General features: G+C 70.8%; 15 protein-coding genes. 9 read left to right on the plus strand and 6 right to left on the minus strand.

Translation table 11 applies throughout. The annotated features are described in order from the left end of the window. Positions 1–374 precede the first annotated feature (374 nt). Entirely contained in the window at positions 375–1715 is a 1341-nt protein-coding gene (locus ACWD2L_RS36145; RefSeq protein ID WP_351346077.1) for a hemolysin family protein, read from the plus strand. Next, entirely contained in the window at positions 1712–2794 is a 1083-nt protein-coding gene (locus ACWD2L_RS36150) for a hemolysin family protein (RefSeq protein WP_351346074.1), read from the plus strand. The genes ACWD2L_RS36145 and ACWD2L_RS36150 overlap by 4 nt, the downstream gene beginning before the upstream one ends. A 472-nt stretch (positions 2795–3266) precedes the next feature. Here the strand turns inward: ACWD2L_RS36150 and ACWD2L_RS36155 are convergent, their stop codons facing one another. After that, positions 3267–5129 carry an AAA family ATPase gene (locus ACWD2L_RS36155; RefSeq protein ID WP_351343530.1) on the minus strand — a complete coding sequence of 621 codons (1863 nt, stop codon included), beginning with the start codon at positions 5127–5129 and terminating at the stop codon, positions 3267–3269. A gap of 407 nt (positions 5130–5536) precedes the next feature. Then, positions 5537–6178 (minus strand): uridine kinase family protein, encoded by a 642-nt coding sequence (locus ACWD2L_RS36160; protein WP_351343533.1) that lies wholly within the window; start codon positions 6176–6178, stop codon positions 5537–5539. Positions 6179–6392: 214 nt separating this feature from the next. Between ACWD2L_RS36160 and ACWD2L_RS36165 the strand changes: the two genes are divergently transcribed. Then, on the plus strand, positions 6393–7784 hold the full coding sequence (locus ACWD2L_RS36165) for a peptidase C39 family protein (protein ID WP_351343536.1): 1392 nt from the start codon (positions 6393–6395) through the stop codon (positions 7782–7784). Positions 7785–7910: 126 nt separating this feature from the next. Here the strand turns inward: ACWD2L_RS36165 and ACWD2L_RS36170 are convergent, their stop codons facing one another. Beyond that, positions 7911–9389 carry a M1 family metallopeptidase gene (locus ACWD2L_RS36170; RefSeq protein ID WP_351343539.1) on the minus strand — a complete coding sequence of 493 codons (1479 nt, stop codon included), beginning with the start codon at positions 9387–9389 and terminating at the stop codon, positions 7911–7913. 185 nt (positions 9390–9574) lie between these two features. On the opposite strand from ACWD2L_RS36170, the gene ACWD2L_RS36175 reads away from it, so the two are divergent. After that, a complete protein-coding gene (locus ACWD2L_RS36175) occupies positions 9575–9736 on the plus strand; it encodes an SCO1431 family membrane protein (protein WP_351343542.1) in 162 nt (53 codons plus the stop codon). Positions 9737–9878: 142 nt separating this feature from the next. Continuing rightward, a complete protein-coding gene (locus ACWD2L_RS36180) occupies positions 9879–10487 on the plus strand; it encodes a TetR/AcrR family transcriptional regulator (RefSeq protein ID WP_351343545.1) in 609 nt (202 codons plus the stop codon). A gap of 48 nt (positions 10488–10535) precedes the next feature. Here the strand turns inward: ACWD2L_RS36180 and ACWD2L_RS36185 are convergent, their stop codons facing one another. After that, positions 10536–11777: a glycoside hydrolase family 18 protein gene (locus ACWD2L_RS36185; RefSeq protein ID WP_351343548.1), complete on the minus strand. Its 1242-nt coding sequence runs from the start codon at positions 11775–11777 to the stop codon at positions 10536–10538. A 308-nt stretch (positions 11778–12085) separates the two neighbouring features. Here ACWD2L_RS36185 and ACWD2L_RS36190 point away from each other — a divergent pair, with 308 nt between their 5' ends. After that, a complete protein-coding gene (locus ACWD2L_RS36190) occupies positions 12086–13255 on the plus strand; it encodes an acyl-CoA dehydrogenase family protein (RefSeq protein WP_351343551.1) in 1170 nt (389 codons plus the stop codon). Positions 13256–13301: 46 nt separating this feature from the next. Here ACWD2L_RS36190 and ACWD2L_RS36195 read toward each other — a convergent pair whose 3' ends face one another. After that, the gene (locus tag ACWD2L_RS36195; protein ID WP_351343554.1) at positions 13302–13658 is read right to left on the minus strand and encodes a hypothetical protein; all 357 of its coding nucleotides are present in this window, start codon (positions 13656–13658) and stop codon (positions 13302–13304) included. A 404-nt stretch (positions 13659–14062) separates the two neighbouring features. On the opposite strand from ACWD2L_RS36195, the gene ACWD2L_RS36200 reads away from it, so the two are divergent. After that, positions 14063–15136 carry a hypothetical protein gene (locus tag ACWD2L_RS36200; RefSeq protein ID WP_351343573.1) on the plus strand — a complete coding sequence of 358 codons (1074 nt, stop codon included), beginning with the start codon at positions 14063–14065 and terminating at the stop codon, positions 15134–15136. A gap of 57 nt (positions 15137–15193) precedes the next feature. Then, the gene (locus tag ACWD2L_RS36205; protein WP_351343557.1) at positions 15194–16312 is read left to right on the plus strand and encodes a phosphotransferase family protein; all 1119 of its coding nucleotides are present in this window, start codon (positions 15194–15196) and stop codon (positions 16310–16312) included. A gap of 15 nt (positions 16313–16327) precedes the next feature. Here ACWD2L_RS36205 and ACWD2L_RS36210 read toward each other — a convergent pair whose 3' ends face one another. Continuing rightward, a complete protein-coding gene (locus tag ACWD2L_RS36210) occupies positions 16328–16780 on the minus strand; it encodes a hypothetical protein (RefSeq protein ID WP_351343560.1) in 453 nt (150 codons plus the stop codon). A gap of 233 nt (positions 16781–17013) precedes the next feature. Here ACWD2L_RS36210 and ACWD2L_RS36215 point away from each other — a divergent pair, with 233 nt between their 5' ends. Continuing rightward, the gene (locus tag ACWD2L_RS36215; RefSeq protein WP_161306038.1) at positions 17014–17454 is read left to right on the plus strand and encodes an Lrp/AsnC family transcriptional regulator; all 441 of its coding nucleotides are present in this window, start codon (positions 17014–17016) and stop codon (positions 17452–17454) included. Positions 17455–17459: the final 5 nt, after the last annotated feature.

The following is a 17459-nucleotide window of genomic DNA, read 5'->3' on the forward strand; positions in this document are numbered from 1 at the left end:
GGCTTCACGCCGTTCGGGGGCGGCCACCCCGGCGCCAGCGGGGTCCGGGGCGGAGCCCCGAGGCGTCGGGCCGGTGGGCCGTCTGCTCAATCGCCGCAGGGGCTTGAAAATCAAGCCCCGCCGGCGATTGAGTCACGGTGCCGGGGACTCCGGAGGGTGTAGCCCCTGACACTTCGGGCCCCGGCTTGATTAATCTGGTCCCGGGGCGGCCACAAGCGCCGCCCCGCCCCCACCCCGCCCCCAAGGCGGAGCCAAGGGCTCCTGCTCACCAAGGAGTGACTCCCTCCAGCGATGGACGGATCGTCCGGTAGTACCTGCGCCGCCCCCTCCCGACACCACGCGCCCCGCGCGCTGACGTCCCCGGAGGCGGCGGCATGACCATCCCGTTGCTGCTCCTCGCGGCCGCCTTCCTCCTGATCCTCGCCAACGGCTTCTTCGTGGCGGCCGAATTCGGCCTCGTCACCGTGGAACGCCCCGACGCCGAAAAGGCCGCGGCCGCGGGCGACAAGCGCGCCCGCACCGTCGTCGACGCCCTCAAGCAGCTGTCCTTCCAGCTCTCCGGCACCCAGCTCGGCATCACCATCACCTCACTGGTCGTCGGCATGCTCGCCGAACCGGCCCTCGCCGAGCTGCTGCGCGGTCCCTTGACCGCCATCGGTCTGCCCGAGGGCGCCGTCGGCGGCCTCTCCGTCGTCATCGGCATGCTGCTCGCGTCCGCCGTGCAGATGGTGATCGGCGAACTCGTGCCGAAGAACTGGGCGGTGGCGAAGCCGTTGCAGGTCGCCCGCTTCGTGGCCGGCCCGCAGCACGCCTTCTCCCGCCTGTTCCGCCCGGTCATCGCCCTGCTCAACGCGGTGGCGAACCGAGTCGTCCGCGCGCTCGGCGTCGAGCCCGCTGTCGAACTCGCCTCCGCCCGCACCCCGGGCGAACTGGTCTCCCTGGCCAGGCACTCCGCGCAGGCGGGCGCCCTGGAACAGGACACGGCCGACCTGTTCGTCCGCACCCTCTCCCTCGCCGGGCTGACCGCGCAGCACGTCATGACGCCGCGCGTGAAGGTCAGCGCGCTGCAGGCGTCCGCGACCGCCGAGGACGTGGTCAACCTGACCCGTGCCACGGGCCTGTCCCGCTTCCCGGTCTACCGGGAGCGGATCGACGAGATCATCGGCATGGTCCACCTCAAGGACGCCCTCGCGATGCCCGCGCACGAACGGCTGCGCACGCCGGTCGGCCGCATCGCGCAGGCACCGTTGCTCGTCCCCGAGACCCTCCCCGTACAGCCTCTGCTGGCCCGGCTGCGCAGCGAGCAGCCGATCGCCGTCGTCGTCGACGAGTACGGCGGCACGGCCGGGGTCGTCACCCTGGAGGACATCGTGGAGGAGCTCGTCGGCGAGGTCCGCGACGAGCACGACGGTCTCGACCTGCCGGAGCTGGCGGTCGCGCCGCCCGAGGACGGCCGCCCCGCCTGGGACGTCGACGGCGGCTGCCGCGTCGACATCCTGCGCCGCATCGACCTCGACGTCCCCGAGGGCCCGTACGAGACGGTGGCGGGGCTCGTCGCCGACCTCCTGGGCCGTATCCCGGCCCCCGGCGACAAGGCCGAACTTCCCGGCTGGCGCCTCTCCGTACGCGCCGTCGACCACTACCGGGCGGAACGCGTCCGCATCGTACGTACGTCGGACACCCCGAAGCCGGCGCTCCTGGAGGCGGCCCGATGAGCGCGCTGCAACTCGTCTTCGCGGCCCTGTTGGTCCTCGCGAACGGCTTCTTCGTAGGAGCCGAATTCGCTCTGGTCTCGGTCCGCCGAAGCCAGATCGAACCCATCCCCGGCAAGCGGGCCAAGCAGGTCCTGTACGGCCTGGAGCACCTGCCGCAGATGATGGCGGCGGCCCAGTTCGGCATCACCGTCTGCTCGCTGACCCTGGGCGCGGTGGCCGAACCGACCGTGGCCCACCTCCTGGAACCCGTCTTCGAAGCGGCCCACGTCCCGCACGGCATGATCCACCCCCTGGGGTACGCGCTCGCGCTCGTGGCCGTGGTCTTCTTCCACCTCGTCATCGGCGAGATGGTCCCGAAGAACCTCGCGATGGCGGCCCCGGAGCGGACGGCGCTGTGGTTCAGCCCCGGCCTCGTCGCCTTCGCCCGTCTCTGCAAGCCGGTCACGATCGCCCTCGGCGCCTGTGCCCGGCTGATCCTCAAGCTGTTCCGGGTCGAGCCCAAGGACGAGGTGGACGCGGTTTTCACCAGCGTGCAGCTGGGCCGTCTCGTGGAGGACTCCGGCCAGGCGGGACTGCTGGCCCCGGAGGAGCAGGAGCGTCTGGGTGACGCCCTGGAACTGGGCTCCCGCCCGGTGACGGACGTACTGCTGGACCGTGCCTCCCTGGTGACGGTCGGCCCCGCGGTCACCCCGGCCGAGATCATCGGGCTGACGGGGCGCACGGGCTACTCCCGCTTTCCCGTCTGCTCCGACGACGGCGCCTTCATGGGCTACCTCCACGTCAAGGACGTCCTCGACCTGATCGACGGCCCCGATGTGGACCGCGCGGTTCCGCAGCAGCTCTGGCGTCCCATGGCGACCCTTCGCTCGGAACTTCCCCTGGACGACGCCCTCACGGTGATGCGCCGCGCTGCCACCCACCTGGCCCAGGCGGCGGACGCCTCCGGCCGGGTACTCGGCCTCGTCGCCCTGGAGGACGTCCTGGAACTCCTCGTCGGCGAGGTCCGCGACCCGGCCCACCGCGAATCGGACCCCCCCCACATCCCCCCGGCCCGCACCCGCGAGGAGGCCCTCGCGTAACCCCTCCAGGTCCCTGCGCCGATCGAACAGCCGCCCCATCGCCCCCCCCGGCCTCGGGGCTCCCCCCCCCGGCCTCGGGGCTCCGCCCCGAACCCCGCGCCTCAAACGCCGGCGGGGCTGGAAGCATCGCCTCAATCGCCGGCGGTGGTGGAAAGATCGCTTCAAACGCTGGCGGGGCTGGAAAGATCGCTTCAAACGGCGGCGGGGCTGGAAGGATCGCCTCAATCGCCGGCGGGGCTTGATAGATCACCCCCCGCCACGGCTGAGCAACTCAAGCCCCCACCCCCCGACGGGTGATCTGCTCAAGCCCCGGCGACGGGTGAGCCAATCAAGCCCCTGCGGCGATTGAGCAGCGGGGTACGGGGCAGAGCCCCGATCTTTCCAGCCCCGCCGGCGTTTGAGGCGCGGGGTCCGGGGCGGAGCCCCGAGGCGTCAACCCCGTTGCGCTGAACGGGGCGGGCCGTCCGACGGATCAACCGCCGGACGGCCCCCGCCCGGACAACACCTCGCCATACGCCTGCATCAGATCCGGCAACCTCAACGTCGCCAGATCATCCCTCGTGGGCTCCACCACATACCCGGTAAGCCGCAGATCGCGATACGCACACGACTTCTCGTACAGCGTCCGCAGAAACCTCCCGTTCCCGAGCTCGTCGATCCACCCCTGATCGACGACATGCCCGGCGATGGACCGCAACTCGTCCAACGCCTCCTCGTCCCACACATCCCCGTTGTCCGCCGCCAACACCTCCCCGATGGAAGTGAGTTCGAGCGGCCGGTACGACGGAAAGTCGACCCGCGACGTGAACCGCGAGGACAGCCCGGGGTTGGCGGCGAGCAGCCGGTCCATCCCCTCCGGATACCCGGCGAGGATCACCACGAGGTGGTCCCGGTTGTCCTCCGCCCGCTTCAGCAGCACCTGAAGCGCCTCGTCGCCGTACGCGTCGCCCTTCCCGTAACCGGAGTTGGACAGCGCGTACGCCTCGTCGACGAACAGCACCCCACCCAACGCGGAGTCGATCAGCTCGTTCGCCTTGACCGCGGTCTGCCCCAAGTACTCGCCCACCAGGTCCGCCCGCTGCGCCTCCACGAGGTGGTCCCCGCCGAGCAGCCCGAGGGCGTAGAAGACCCGCCCGAGAATCCGCGCCACGGTCGTCTTGCCCGTACCCGAGGGCCCGGAGAAGACGAAGTGCCGCTTCGGGGGCTGGACCGGAAGTCCCTGCCCGGAGCGGAGCCGCGCCATGTTCAACTGGGCGGACAGCGCCTTCACTTGGCGCTTCACGGGCTCCAGGCCCACCATCCGCTCCAGCTCGCTGAGCGCCTCCTCCAGGAGCGCCGGATCCGTGCTGCTGGCCGGTGGCGGTGCGGGCACCGGCACCACGGCCTTCTCCCGCACCATGTCGGCGTCGTCGGCGGCCGCGGCGCCGGGAGGCGGCAGGTCGGGGTCGGTCACCTTCAGGTCGCGCCCGTCGCTCTCGTACAACGGATCGCCCGGGTCACCGTCGAACCCGTCCTGATACCCCGTCATGGACAGCGGCGTCAGATCGGTTCCGTCGCCGAAGTCCCCGTACCCGTCCCCCTCGGCGATCGCCGCGAGCCGCGCGGAGGTGTCCATGAAGGCGGGGTCGACCCGGTGCACCGCCCGGTACAGGGGGAGCGCTGCCGCCGAACGCCCGGTGCCCTCATGGGCCCTGGCCAGCCAGTAGCGCAGCTCCTTGCGCTGCGGCTGCTCGCTGCGACAGCGCATCAGGGCCGACGAGAGCAGCGGCTCCGCCTGCCCGTACATCTCCAGGCGCACCCGGGCCATGCCCCCGAAGAGTCCGGCCTCGATGCCGAGCATCGGGTCGTCGGTCAACGGGTCGGTGTGCCGGACCAGTTGGTCCCAGTCCTTCACCAGGTACGAGCGGCAGGCGTGCAGGAACCGCACCTGCGGGTCCGCGTCGAACGGCGGCAGGGTCGCCAGCGCCCGGTCCAGGTCCGGGACATGGCGCCCGTCCAGCCAGTGCGAGGCGTGCGCGAGCAGCAGATCGCGCGGATGTTCAAGGACCGGCTGCACCCACCAGCCCAGCCAGTACCAGGAGTTGAGTGTGCGTCGGTGGCGCACGCGCTGCTCCCCGAACCGGTCGCGGTGCCGGAACATGCGCAGCAGCGCCGTCGTCGTGTCGACGCGCAGGGCGTGCAGCCCGAGCCAGCCGTCGGCCATCCCCGGGTCCATCCGTACCGCCGTGCGGAATTCGTCCTCCGCCTGCGGATAGGCGCCCATGGTGTAGGCGTCGACGCCTCGCAGCCAGGCGAGGTCGGCCGGGCCGGCCTGTGCACCGGTGCCGAAGTCCATCACGTCCCCCACAAACCGTGCCCCCGATGAACCGCTCTGTCATGGACGGGAGTTGTCACGATGCGGACAGCGAGCCGTCCGTAGACCGCACCGAGGGCATCGTACCCGCGGGGGCGAGCTCGGCCGTAGGGCGCGACCCGGTCGGATAGGGGCACGAGCGGGGGGATTCGGTGCAGGTGAGCGCCGTGCGGGATGGTCACCCAGGGTGAGCGAAGCGCGCCTCGGCGCAGCCACGAAGGGGTGTTGTGGGCAGAACGAAGCCCCCGATCACGGGGGAACAACCGGGGGCCTCGCGTCTGTAGGCGGTCCCGAAAGGCCGCACATTGAGAACGTAAGTCCTGTACGGCCCCTCGGTCAAGCAGAGTTGAGGCTCTCGCGGAAAGTGACGGAAGGCCGTTTCCACAGGTTCACCGCACCGCTGGCGGTCCGTCACCGTAAGTGACGAACCCCTTCAAGGGTGGGATCCCGCCAGGCCCTTCGCGCACCTCATATCCCTCTGGACACTCGCGTACCAAAAGGTGTGCGAAGGGGAGGGACGGGTTCACTTGGAAGTGCTCCCGCTCCGCTGGGATCCAGCCGTCCCAGAACTCTCGCTGCGCCTCTCCGTCCCGCGCCCGCCCCCGCGCCCACGCGGCCTCACGGGGCATGTCGAGCCACATCAACATCGCGAGTTCCGGCCGAAGTTCGCTCCGCCCCGCCCCTACGCCCTCGATCAGGACGACGTCGGCCGCCGGAAGCTCGCACCTGGCGGTGTAGCGGCGGGCGTGCCAGTCGTACGTCTCGTAGTGCGCGGACGCGCCGCGGGAGAGCGGGTCGAGGATCTGGGTGCGCAGGCGCTCGGTCCACGCGAAGAGCGCGTCGTGGCTCGCGAGGTCGTCGAGCCGCAGGACGGGCGCCCCGCCGAGCGCCTCCGCGAGCCGCACCGCGAGTGTCGACTTGCCGGAACCCGCGTGCCCGTCGATGCCGACGAGCCGCACGGGGCCGCAGGACGGCGGCAGTCGGCGGATCCGGTCGGCGCAGTCGGCGAGGGGCACATGGTGGTAGCTCACGGCCGCAAGGGTACGACGCCGCCCGGATCGGTTTCGTACGCGCCGCCGCAGGTCATGCCAGTGGTGAAGACCAATATTTGTGCCGGTGCCCCGCTGCGAAACGCTGGTGGAAATCCCGCCCCGACGGCCATAGTTGGCGCACCCTGTCACGTCAGTCTCCGTCACCTCCGTCAGAACCGACGACCGCCAGAACCGACGACCGAGGGATCAGCCGATGACCCGACCCGAAACCCCGTCCCCGCTCTCCAGGAGAACCGTCCTCGCGGCGGCCGCGGGCGTCGCGCTCGCCACGACGGCCGCGACGGGCCCCGCGCGCGCCGCCACGCCCGCGCAGCAGTCCGCAGGGACCGCACGGAAAGCCGTGAACCGCCCCGTGGACAACCGCACCTGGACGACGTCCGTCGACTGGCGCTCCGGCACCGCGCACGGCACGCGCGTCGTGGGCGGCGCGCGCCCCGGCGTGACGATCGCCGCGCCCGCCGGCACGACGACGTACAAGGATCCGCACCTGAACAAGACGGCCGAGTGGGAGTACGCCGAGTGGCTCTCCCCGGTCCACGCGCTCTCGGTCCCCGCCACCGAGGTCGTCGCGTCCTGGAACGCGCACACCCCGAAGGGCACCTGGATCCAGATCGAACTCCAGGGCACCTACACAGACGGCGCCGCGACCCCCTGGTACGTGATGGGCCGCTGGACCGCGGGCGACGACAAGGACGCGGACATCCGCCGCACGTCCGTGGACGACCAGTCGGACGGTAAGTCGAGCATCTGGACGGACACGTTCTCCATCGACGACGCGGCCTCGGGCCTGCGCCTCGCCTCGTACCGGCTGCGCCTCAGGCTGCTGCGCGCGCCGGGCTCGAAGGCGGCGCCGACGGTGTGGCGCCTGGGCGCGATGGGCTCGGACGTCCCGGACCGCTTCACGGTCCCCGCGTCCACGCCGGGCCTCGCCAAGGAGCTGAAGGTCCCGCGCTACTCGCAGAACATCCACGTCGGCCAGTACCCCGAGTACGACAACGGGGGAGAGGCCTGGTGCAGCCCCACCTCCTCGCAGATGATCATCGAGTACTGGGGCCGGAGGCCGACGCCCGAACAGCTCGCCTGGGTGGACCCCTCGTACGCCGATCCGCAGGTCTGCCATGCGGCCCGTCATACGTATGACTACCAGTACGAGGGCTGCGGCAACTGGCCGTTCAACGCGGCGTACGCGGCGACGTACAAGGACCTGCAAGGTGTCGTCACCCGCCTCTCCTCGCTCGCCGACCTGGAGAAGCTGATCGCGGCCGGCATCCCGGCCATCACCTCCCAGTCGTTCCTCAAGGAGGAGCTGACCGGCGCGGGCTACGGCACCTCGGGACACCTGATGACGGTCATCGGCTTCACCGCCGACGGCGACGTGATCGCCAACGACCCGGCCTCACCCAGCGATGCGGCGGTCCGCCGCGTCTACAAGAGGCGTGAGTGGGAAAATATCTGGCTGCGGACCAAGCGGTACGACGCCACCGGCAAGGTCGTCTCCGGCACCGGCGGCGTCTGCTACCTGTACTTCCCGGCCACCCCGACCGACAAGCAACGCAAGGCGCTGGCCGCGGTGGGCGTGCGCTGAAAGATCGGGGCTCCGCCCCGGACCCCGCCGGCGATGAGGCGATCTTTCAGCCCCTGCGGCGATTGAGCAGGCCCGTCCGGCAGGACTTTCGGGAAGGGGCGGGGCGGGGCATACAAATAGCCCGCGTCACCCCGTGACGGGTAGCACCGCCCAGTCGGGGTGGCCCGGCATCGGCGGCGTCCGGGACCCGTACAACCACGGCCGCAGGAAACCGGCCAGGTCCTTGCCGGCGGCCTTCGAGGCGAGCGCAATGAAGTCGGCCGTCGACGCGGTCCGCCCCCGGTACTGGGTGCCCCACGCCCGTTCGATCCTGGCGAAGGCCTCCGCACCGACCCGCTCGCGCAGCGCGTACAGGACGAGCGCCGAGCCGTCGTAGCGCATCCGCTTGAAGAGGTTCGGCTCCGTGGGCTCGGCCGGGGCGCCGTAGTCGTGGCGCCACTGGTCGTGGTTCTCGTAGGCCGTTTTCATCGCGGCCTCGAAGCTGTCGCCGCCGTGCTCCTCGGAGTACCAGCGCTCGTAGAAACGGGCGTGGCCCTCGCTCAGCCACAGGTCGGACCAGGTGGCGATCCCGACGCTGTCGCCGAGCCACTGGTGGGTCAGCTCGTGGACGAGATTGCGCTCGGCGTCGACCTTCGTACCGAGCAGATCCGCCTTCGGCACGAGGGACAGCGTCTGCGTCTCCAGGGCCACCCCGAGGTCCGTGTCGCCGACGAGGACGCCGTACCGGTTGAAGGGATAGGGGCCCAACTTCTCCCGCAGCCACGCCAGATGAACGGGTGTCAGGTCGCGGTACTGCTTGGTCGGCGCCACGAGCGCGTCCGGAACGACATCGCGCAGCGGCAGCCCGCCAGGGCCCTTGCTGTCGATCAACGTGAACTTTCCGACGGCCAGTTGGACCAGCTGCGTCGCGATCGGCTGCTCGGAGTCGTACGTCCAGCGGACCCGCCCGTCGCTCCGCTCGGTGCGGTCCACGAGGCGCCCGTTCGCGACGGCCGTGCGGTCGGCCGGGGTGGTCACGTGGAACGTGACGGGGGCGCGTCGGCTCGGGTGGTCGTTGGCCGGGAAGATCATCTTGGCGCCGTTGGGCTGCGGGTACAGGACCGTCCCGTCGGGCGTCGGGATCCAGCCGTAGTCCTCGATCGCGTCGTCGCGGTGGCGCACCTGCGTCGGGTCGGCGGTGTACCGGACCTTGACGGTGAAGGCGCTGCCCCTGGGGATCGGTGAGGCGGGCGTGACGATCAGCTCGTCGCCCTCGCGGCGGGTCTGCGCGGCGCGGCCGTTCACGGTCACCGAGTGGAGTTCGTTGCCGGCGAAGTCGAGGTCGAAGCGGGACAGCGCCTGCGTCGCCGTGGCCCTGACGGTGGTGGCGGCGGCGAACGGGGTCCTCGGCGCCTGCCAGTCGAAGTCGAGCGTGTAGTGGCGCACGGTGTAACCCCCGTTCCCGTCGAGCGGGAACATCGGGTCGCCGAGGCCCGCGGCGCCCGGCGCCGGGCTGTCGGTGGCCGCCCGGGAGACGGCCGCCGGGCCGGTCAGCGCCGCGGTGACGGTGATCGCCGCGGCGAGGGCGAGACGGGTTCTGCGGCGTGGAATCCGGTACGCACTCATCGGGAACCTTCCGGTCGGACGGAACGCGTCGCTGTGTGGGACGCGCGACGCGGCGGCCCGGTTGTACGTGACCAAGGTCTCGGCGGCGCGCCGCCGATCCGATGGCAAGGTGGAGAAGGCGCCACAGGGGGCATGGGCGCAGCCGGGGGAGTCAGGCCCATCACCGCGACCCGAGCGAGACACCCATGACCGCACATTCCGCCGCCGCTTCCACGCCCGCCACGCCCGCCGCGCGCGCTCGCACCGGCGGGCCCGACGACAACGGGCCGAAGATCCTCGAACACGTCCTGGGCTGGACCTTCGTCGTGGTCCTCGCGATGCTCGTCACACAGCTCGGCCTGATGTGACCGGTCCGTCGCCCACCGCGACGTGACGTTCGCCATCACGGCCACCGCCGGGCAGGCGTGCGGGCGCCTCGGAAAGTGCCATACTGCGGCATTCGCAAGGAGTCCGAGACCAGGGCCGGAATTGAAGACTAGCCACCAGCGGGTGCGCGGCACCGAACGCTCCGCCACTCGCCGCGCCGAACTCATCGCCATCGGACGGAAGTTGTTCGCCGACACGTCCTACGACGCGCTGTCCATGGACGACATAGCGCAGCACGCGGGCGTGGCCAAGGGGTTGATCTACTACTACTTCGAGTCCAAGCGCGGCTACTACCTCGCGATCATCGAGGAGTCCGTCGGCGAACTCGTCGACGGCGCCAGCAGCGTCGGTGACCTGGCCCCCGTCGAGCGGGTGCACCGCACGGTCGAGGGTTATCTGCGCTACGCGGAGCGGAACCAGGCGGCGTACCGCACGATCGTCACGGGCGGCGTGGGCTTCGACGCCCAGGTGCAGGCCATCAGGGACGAGGTGCGCGACGCGCTGATCGCCACCATCGCCCGCGCCGCGTACGGGACTTCGCGCGTACCGCGGCTCGCGCGGACGGCGCTGCTTGGCTGGCTGTGCAGCGTCGAGGGCATCACGCTCGACTGGATCGGCCACCACGAGCTCGAACGGGACACGGTGCGCGCCCTGTTGGTGCGCACACTCGGCGAAACCCTGCGGGTGATCGAGGAGTTCGAACCCTCGTACCCCGCGCCAGTGCTCCCCTGACCGCACGCGCGCGTACGGCCAGGGGAGCACATCGCCTTACCTGTAGGGCTAGTTGATCGCCTTGATCAGCTCACCGTCCGAGGTGTCACCGGACAGCTCCCAGAGGAAGGTGCCGCCCAGGCCCTGCTCGCTCTTGTAGTCCATCTTTCCGGCGATGGTCGCCGGGGTGTCGTAGCTCCACCAGTCGTTCCCGCAGTGCGCGTACGCCGTGCCGCCGACCGTGCCGGTGGCCGGGCACTTGCTCTTCAGCTCCTTGTAGTCGTCGATGCCCTGCTCGTACTTGCCGGCCGCGGGCCCTGTCGCCGTGCCACCGGGAGCGTCCTGTGTGACGCCGGTCCAGCCGCGCCCGTAGAACCCGATCCCGAGCAGCAGCTTGGAGGCGGGCACACCCATCTCCTTGAGCTTCGCGACGGTGGCAGAGCTGTGCCAATCCGCCTTCGGGATCCCGTCGTACGAGGTCAGAGGCGAGTGCGGGGCGGTGGGCCCCTTCGCGTCCCAGGCGCCGAAGAAGTCGTACGTCATCGGGTTGTACCAGTCGACGTACTGGGCGGCGCCCGCGTAGTCGGCGGCGTCCAGCTTGCCGCCCTCCGAGGCGTCGGCCGGGATGGCCGAGGTGACCAGGTAGTCGCTGCCGAACTTCGAACGCAGCGCCGACATCAGGTTCTTGTAGGCGTCGCGCCCGCTGGTGTCACAGGTGAGGCCGCAGGCGTTCGGGTACTCCCAGTCGATGTCGATGCCGTCGAAGACATCGGCCCACTTGGAGTTCTCGACCAGGTCGTAGCAGGACTGGGCGAACGCGGCCGGGTCCTTGGCCGCCTCGCCGAAGCCACCGGACCAGGTCCAACCACCGAAGGACCAAAGGATCTTGAGGTCCGGGTGCTTCTTCTTCAGCTTCAGGAGCTGGTTGAAGTTGCCGCGCAGCGGCTGGTCCCAGGTGTCGGCGGCGCCGTCCACGGACTGGTCCGCGGTGTACGCCTTGTCGGTCGCGGCGTAGGAGTCGCCCATCGCGCACTTGCCGCCCTGGACGTTGCCGAACGAGTAGTTGATGTGCGTGAGCCTGTCGGCGGAGCCCGACGTCTCGATGTTCTTGACGTGGTAGTTCCGGTCGTAGACACCCCACTCGGTGAAGTATCCGACGACCTTCGAACCGGCCGCTTTCGGCTCGGTGTCGCTCTGCTGCTGTGCGGAGGCGCCGCCCGCGCCGGCGAGCAGTCCTGCGCCGAGGGCGGCGCAACACGCGGCGGAGAAGAGGGCCTTGAGGCCTCTGCGGGGGAGGTGCGGTCTGAGCATCGTGTCTCCTCGTGGGGGGAGGGGAGCGTGGGGTTGGTGCCGTGGACCTGCGCGCCGCACATTAGAAGGACTAGACCAGTGGGGTCAATGGTACGAACCAATTCCGCCGCCGCGGAAAAACTTTGAGTAAGCGGTCGTTAACCAGTGACGGGGCGCTCCGGATCGGGAATACTCAACACGCCGCGCCCTCTTGGTCTGCGCTTTCCGTGATCCGGAAGGGCAGCATCGGCCCGGCAGTGACCATCCGGCGACGCCCGCCCACCCGGCGGTCGCCGCCGCAGTGCCCGCCCAGGGAGGAGAGCGTCGCCATGCCGGAGCCAGGAGTCGAGCGCCAGTTGCCGACGGACGAAGCTCAGGATCTGATGCGGCTCGTCCGCGACATCGCGCAGCGGGAGATCGCCCCGCGCGCGGCCGAGGACGAGGAGGCGGGCCGCTTCCCGCGCGAGACTTTCCGGATCCTCTCCGAGTCGGGACTGCTCGGGCTGCCCTACGACGCCGAGTTCGGCGGCGGCGAGCAACCGTACGAGGTCTATCTCCAGGTCCTGGAGGAGCTGGCGGCCGCCCGCCTCACGGTGGGCCTCGGCGTCAGCGTGCACTCACTGTCCTGCCACGCCCTCGCGAACTTCGGGACGAAGCAGCAGCGTGCCGAGCACCTGCCCGCGATGCTGGGCGGCGGCCTGCTCGGCGCCTACTGCCTGTCGGAGCCGTCCTCCGGTTCCGACGCGGCGTCCCTGCACACCAAGGCGATCCGCGAGGGCGACGAGTGGGTGCTCACGGGGACGAAGGCCTGGATCACCCACGGCGGCGTGGCCGACTTCTACACGGTCCTGGCCCGCACCGGAAGTGAGGGCGCGCACGGCATCACGGCGTTCCTGCTGCCCGGTGACGCGGCGGGGCTGAGCGCGGCGGTGCCCGAGCGGAAGATGGGCATGAAGGGCTCGCCCACCGCCCAGGTGCACCTGGACGGGGTGCGGGTGAGCGACGAGCGCCGCCTCGGGGACGAGGGGCAGGGCTTCCAGATCGCCCTCTCGGCGCTCGACTCGGGCCGCCTCGGAATCGCGGCCTGCGCGGTCGGCGTCGCGCAGGCCGCGCTCGACGCGGCGGTGGAGTACGCGAAGGGGCGCGCCCAGTTCGGCCGGCCCATCGCGGACTTCCAGGGCCTGCGCTTCATGCTCGCGGACATGGCCACGCAGATAGAGGCGGGCCGCGCCCTGTATCTGTCGGCGGCCCGGCTGCGGGACGCGGGCAGGCCCTTCTCCAAGCAGGCCGCCATGGCGAAGCTGCTGTGCACGGACGCCGCGATGAAGGTCACCACGGACGCGGTGCAGGTCCTCGGGGGGTACGGCTACACGGCCGACTTCCCCGTGGAGCGCCTGATGCGCGAGGCGAAGGTGCTCCAGATCGTCGAGGGCACCAATCAGATCCAGCGCATGGTCATCGCCCGTCACCTCGCCGGTCCTGAGAGCGGCCGGCAGTAGGTGGCGCGGTGGAAGGTGCGCACCCAGCCCCGCGACGCCGCGTGACCTACTGGCGGGTGCTCTGCATCGCGCTGAACTGACCGGTGCGTACGGTGGGCGCGATCAGCCGCGTCCACTCCGGGTCGTCGCGCCCCGGCAGGGTCCTGCCGCGCTCGGTCCAGGCCGTCATCATCGCCTGGTAGATCGGGGGGTTGTGCGGGCGCGGCTGGGGTGGCTGTGGGTGCGGCGGCCGGGCCTGCTGTGGCCGGGGGAGCGGCTGCGGTCCCGCGGGCCGGAGCGCGGGTGGCTGCGGGGCCGGTGCGGCCAAGGGGGTGGCCGGGGGTGTGGAGGGCCGCGGGGACAGTGCGGCCTGGAGGGTGCCCTGAACCTGCGGCGTGTGCTGGGGCTGATGCTCCTGTGGCACCTGGTGGCCCTGGGGAAGCGGATGGGACGTGGGGGACTGTCGGCTCTGGTGAACCGATTCTGCGGTAACCGGCACGAGGATGCGCCTGCGTCGTCCCGTGGGCGCAGGTGCCGAGGTCTGCGTCGAGGTCATGCCGGTTCAACGAAAGAGGGATCGGCGAGGTGACTGGTTGACGAATTCGAGCGTCAGTTCACACCATCCCCGTACGTGTGGCATGGGCTGGTCGAACATCTGGCCAGCGACGCCGAGCTGACGTACCGTCAACTCCGCCGCCGGGCAGGCCGCACCCCTCCGGGCGGACGCCAACCGCCGCGCTTCCAGGGAGGTTTGCCGTGGCCGCAGACGAGACCGCCGACCGCCCCGTCGCCTTCGACGAGTGGCCCGTCCATCAGGTCCCGCTGTCGATGAAGCACGTCGCCACCAGCGATCGCAACGCCTACGACCGCTGCATCTTCCATCTCTTCGACCCCGAGGGCCGGTTCCTGCTCATCCTCGGCCTCGGCGTCTATCCGAACCTGGGTGTGATCGATGCCTACGCCACCCTCCGCGTCGGCGACACCCTGCACGCGGTCCGCGCGTCCGACGCCCTGAGTGACGAGACGCGGATGGACATGCGGGTCGGCCCGTTGAAGATCCTGGTCGAACGCCCGCTCAAGGGCTTCATCCTCTCCTGCGCCGCCGACCCGGACGACCCCGAGGGGCTCTCGTACGAGATCAACTGGAGCGCCGACTTCCCGGCCCTGTGGGAGCCGCACCACACGCAGCGCAAGGGCGTGCGGCTCACCCTGGAGGGCAAGCGGTTCGTGCAGGCCGGGCGGTGCGACGGGTGGCTGCGGATCGGGGGCCGGGAGATCCGCCTTGACGGCTGGACCGCTACCCGGGACCGGAGTTGGGGCGTGCGGCCGGTGCCGGGGGAGGAGGGCGGCCGGCTCGCGCAGGAGTACCCCACCGAGGGCTTCCACTGGATCTGGGCGCCGATCCGCTTCGACGACCGCTTCCTCATGGTGATCACCCAGGAGGACGCAGACGGCTACCGCACCCTGAACGACGCCACGGTCGTCCGCGAGGGCCACCGCGACCGCCAACTCGGCTGGCCGGCAACCGACATCACCTACCGCCCCGGCACCCGCCACCCCGAGCACGCGGTCATCCACCTCATGGACCCGGCCGACCGCAAACCGCTCGACGTGGGCGTGGAGATCCTCGCCTCCTCCCCGCTCGCCGTCGGCGCGGGCTACCCGCCGGCCGACGACTGGCAGCACGGGACCTGGCAGGGCCACGACTGGTGCGACCGGCGGACGTACGACCTCGCGGACCCGGCGGCGCACCCCAGGGCCGCGTACGGGGTCATCGACCATGCGGCCCGCTTCACCCTCGACGGGCAGGTCGGGTACGGCATCTTCGAGCACGGCTCCTTCGGCCGCCACGACCCGAGCGGCTTCACGGGCTTCGACTCGGTGGCCCCGGACCGGCCCTGACCGGCTCGCACGACGCGTGACATCCCCCAACGGCCTTCACGGACAGGGAGTTCGGCGATGGCGACAGCACCGCGACAGCCCAGGCCCCGCACGTCCACCCGCGAACCCGAGGAGATCGCCCGGCGCCTGACCGCGTGGCTCGGCCGCCGGCTGCCCGGGGCGAAGGCGGTGAACGTCACCGTCCCCGAGTCCAACGGCATGTCGAGCGAGACCCTGCTCTTCGACATCGAGCACCCCGAACCACCCGTACGCGCCTGCGCGTTGCGGCTCGCTGCGGACCCGTCGGCGTACACGATCTTCCCGGTGTACGACATGCCGCGCCAGTACCGGACGATGCGCCTCGCGGCCGAGCGCACCGGGCTTCCGGTGCCGCGCGTGCTGTGGCTGGAGGAGGACGCGGGCCCGCTCGGAGCCCCGTTCTTCGTCATGGAACGGGTGGCGGGCCGCGTGCCGCCCGACGTCATGCCCTATACGTACGAGGGGAATTGGCTGCACGAGGCGAGCGACGACGAGCGGGAGCGCCTGGAGGACGCGAGCATCCGGGTGCTGGCGCGGTTGCACGACGGCGTGCCGGCGGCCGAGGCGTCCTTCCTGGAACTGCCCGGCGAGGGGGACCCGCTGCGCCGGCACGTGGACGCCCAACGCGCCTACTACGCATGGGTGGTGGACGGCCGCAGCCCCTCGCCCCTCATCGAGAGCGCCTTCGCACGCCTGGAGGAGCTGTGGCCGCGGGATGCTGGCCCCGCGGTCCTCAACTGGGGCGACGCCCGCATCGGCAACATCATCTATGAACAGGACGGAGTCGCACCCGCCGCCGTCCTCGACTGGGAGATGGCCTCGCTGGCCCCGCGCGAGGTCGACCTCGGTTGGACGGTGTATCTGCACCGCTTCTTCCAGGACCTGACCGAGGCCTTCGGGCAGCGAGGGCTGCCGGACTTCCTGCGCCGTGAGCGGGTGGAGGCCCGCTACGCACGCCTCACCGGCCACACCCCGCGCGACATGGAGTTCTACACGCTCTACGCGGCCCTGCGGCACGCCGCCGTGATGCTCCGCGTCGCCTACCGGCAGATCCATTTCGGCGAGGCCACCGAGCCCGCGGACCCGGACACACTGATCCTGCACCACGACAGCTTGCGGGCCATGGTGCGGGGCAGTTACTGGACCGACAGGCCGTAGGTTCCGTCGCTCGGATCAGGCGGCGGCCTGGCGGTAGGGCTGGTCCGGCACGCGGATGGGGCGTGCCCCGGAGCCGCCGGCGTGCGAGAAGGGCTGGGTGCGCCAGTCGAGTCCCTGAGGGAGCGTCAACAGGAGGGCGGCGTCCTGCTCTTGAGCGCCCACCAGGTCGTCCGTGGGCAGGGCCTCCGTGACGGTCCTGCCGCTGCCGACGCAGACGGTGAGCCCGAACGGGTCCCAGGGTGACGTCACATGGGCGTGCTCCGGCAGCACGTCCTCCTCCGCGAGGAGGGCGATGGCCTTGCCGCAGTCGGGGCAGGCCACGCGGTACATCTCAAACGTCTCGTACCCGTCCCCATCGTCCCCGTCCATGTCGAAGGCGTCGGGTTCGACGCCCTCCGGCTGGGGCTCTGCGATCGCCTGCTGGCGGCCGCGCGCGCCAGGACGTCCGGAACGCTTCACACTCTGCATGGGATTCTCCCCCTCGGGTGGGCCGGCCGCTGATGTCCATGAGTGGCGGCCTCGGCCACAGCAAGCATTTCCCGCCTGCTCGTCGAGGTAATCACCCCATGCCGATGGACACGGCCCCAGTCCTGTGGTGTTCGTCACATGTCGAATGAGTCGGCCCTTCGAGCGGTAGACGTATCGCCCATCTCGTTCCTTCAGGTATCCGTGAGGATCAAGGGACCGGTAGGTTCAGCGGCATGGAGGAGCTCGACCGACAGATCGTGCAGCTGCTCGTCAAGGACGGGCGGATGAGCTACACCGACCTGGGCAAGGCCACCGGCCTGTCCACGTCCGCGGTGCACCAGCGGGTCCGCCGCCTCGAACAGCGCGGCGTGATCCGTGGGTACGCCGCGGTCGTCGACCCCGAGTCCGTCGGCCTGCCGCTCACCGCGTTCATCTCGGTGAAGCCGTTCGACCCGAGCGCCCCCGACGACATCGCGGAGCGCCTCGCGGGCGTCCCCGAGATCGAGGCGTGCCACAGCGTGGCCGGCGACGAGAACTACATCCTCAAGGTCCGGGTCGAGACGCCCCACGAACTGGAGAACCTCCTGGCCCGCGTCCGCTCCCTGGCCGGCGTCTCCACGCGTACGACAGTGGTCCTGTCGACGCCGTACGAGGCGAGGCCTCCGCGGATCTAGTGGGC

It is taken from the genome of Streptomyces sp. NPDC002754 (assembly GCF_053592315.1).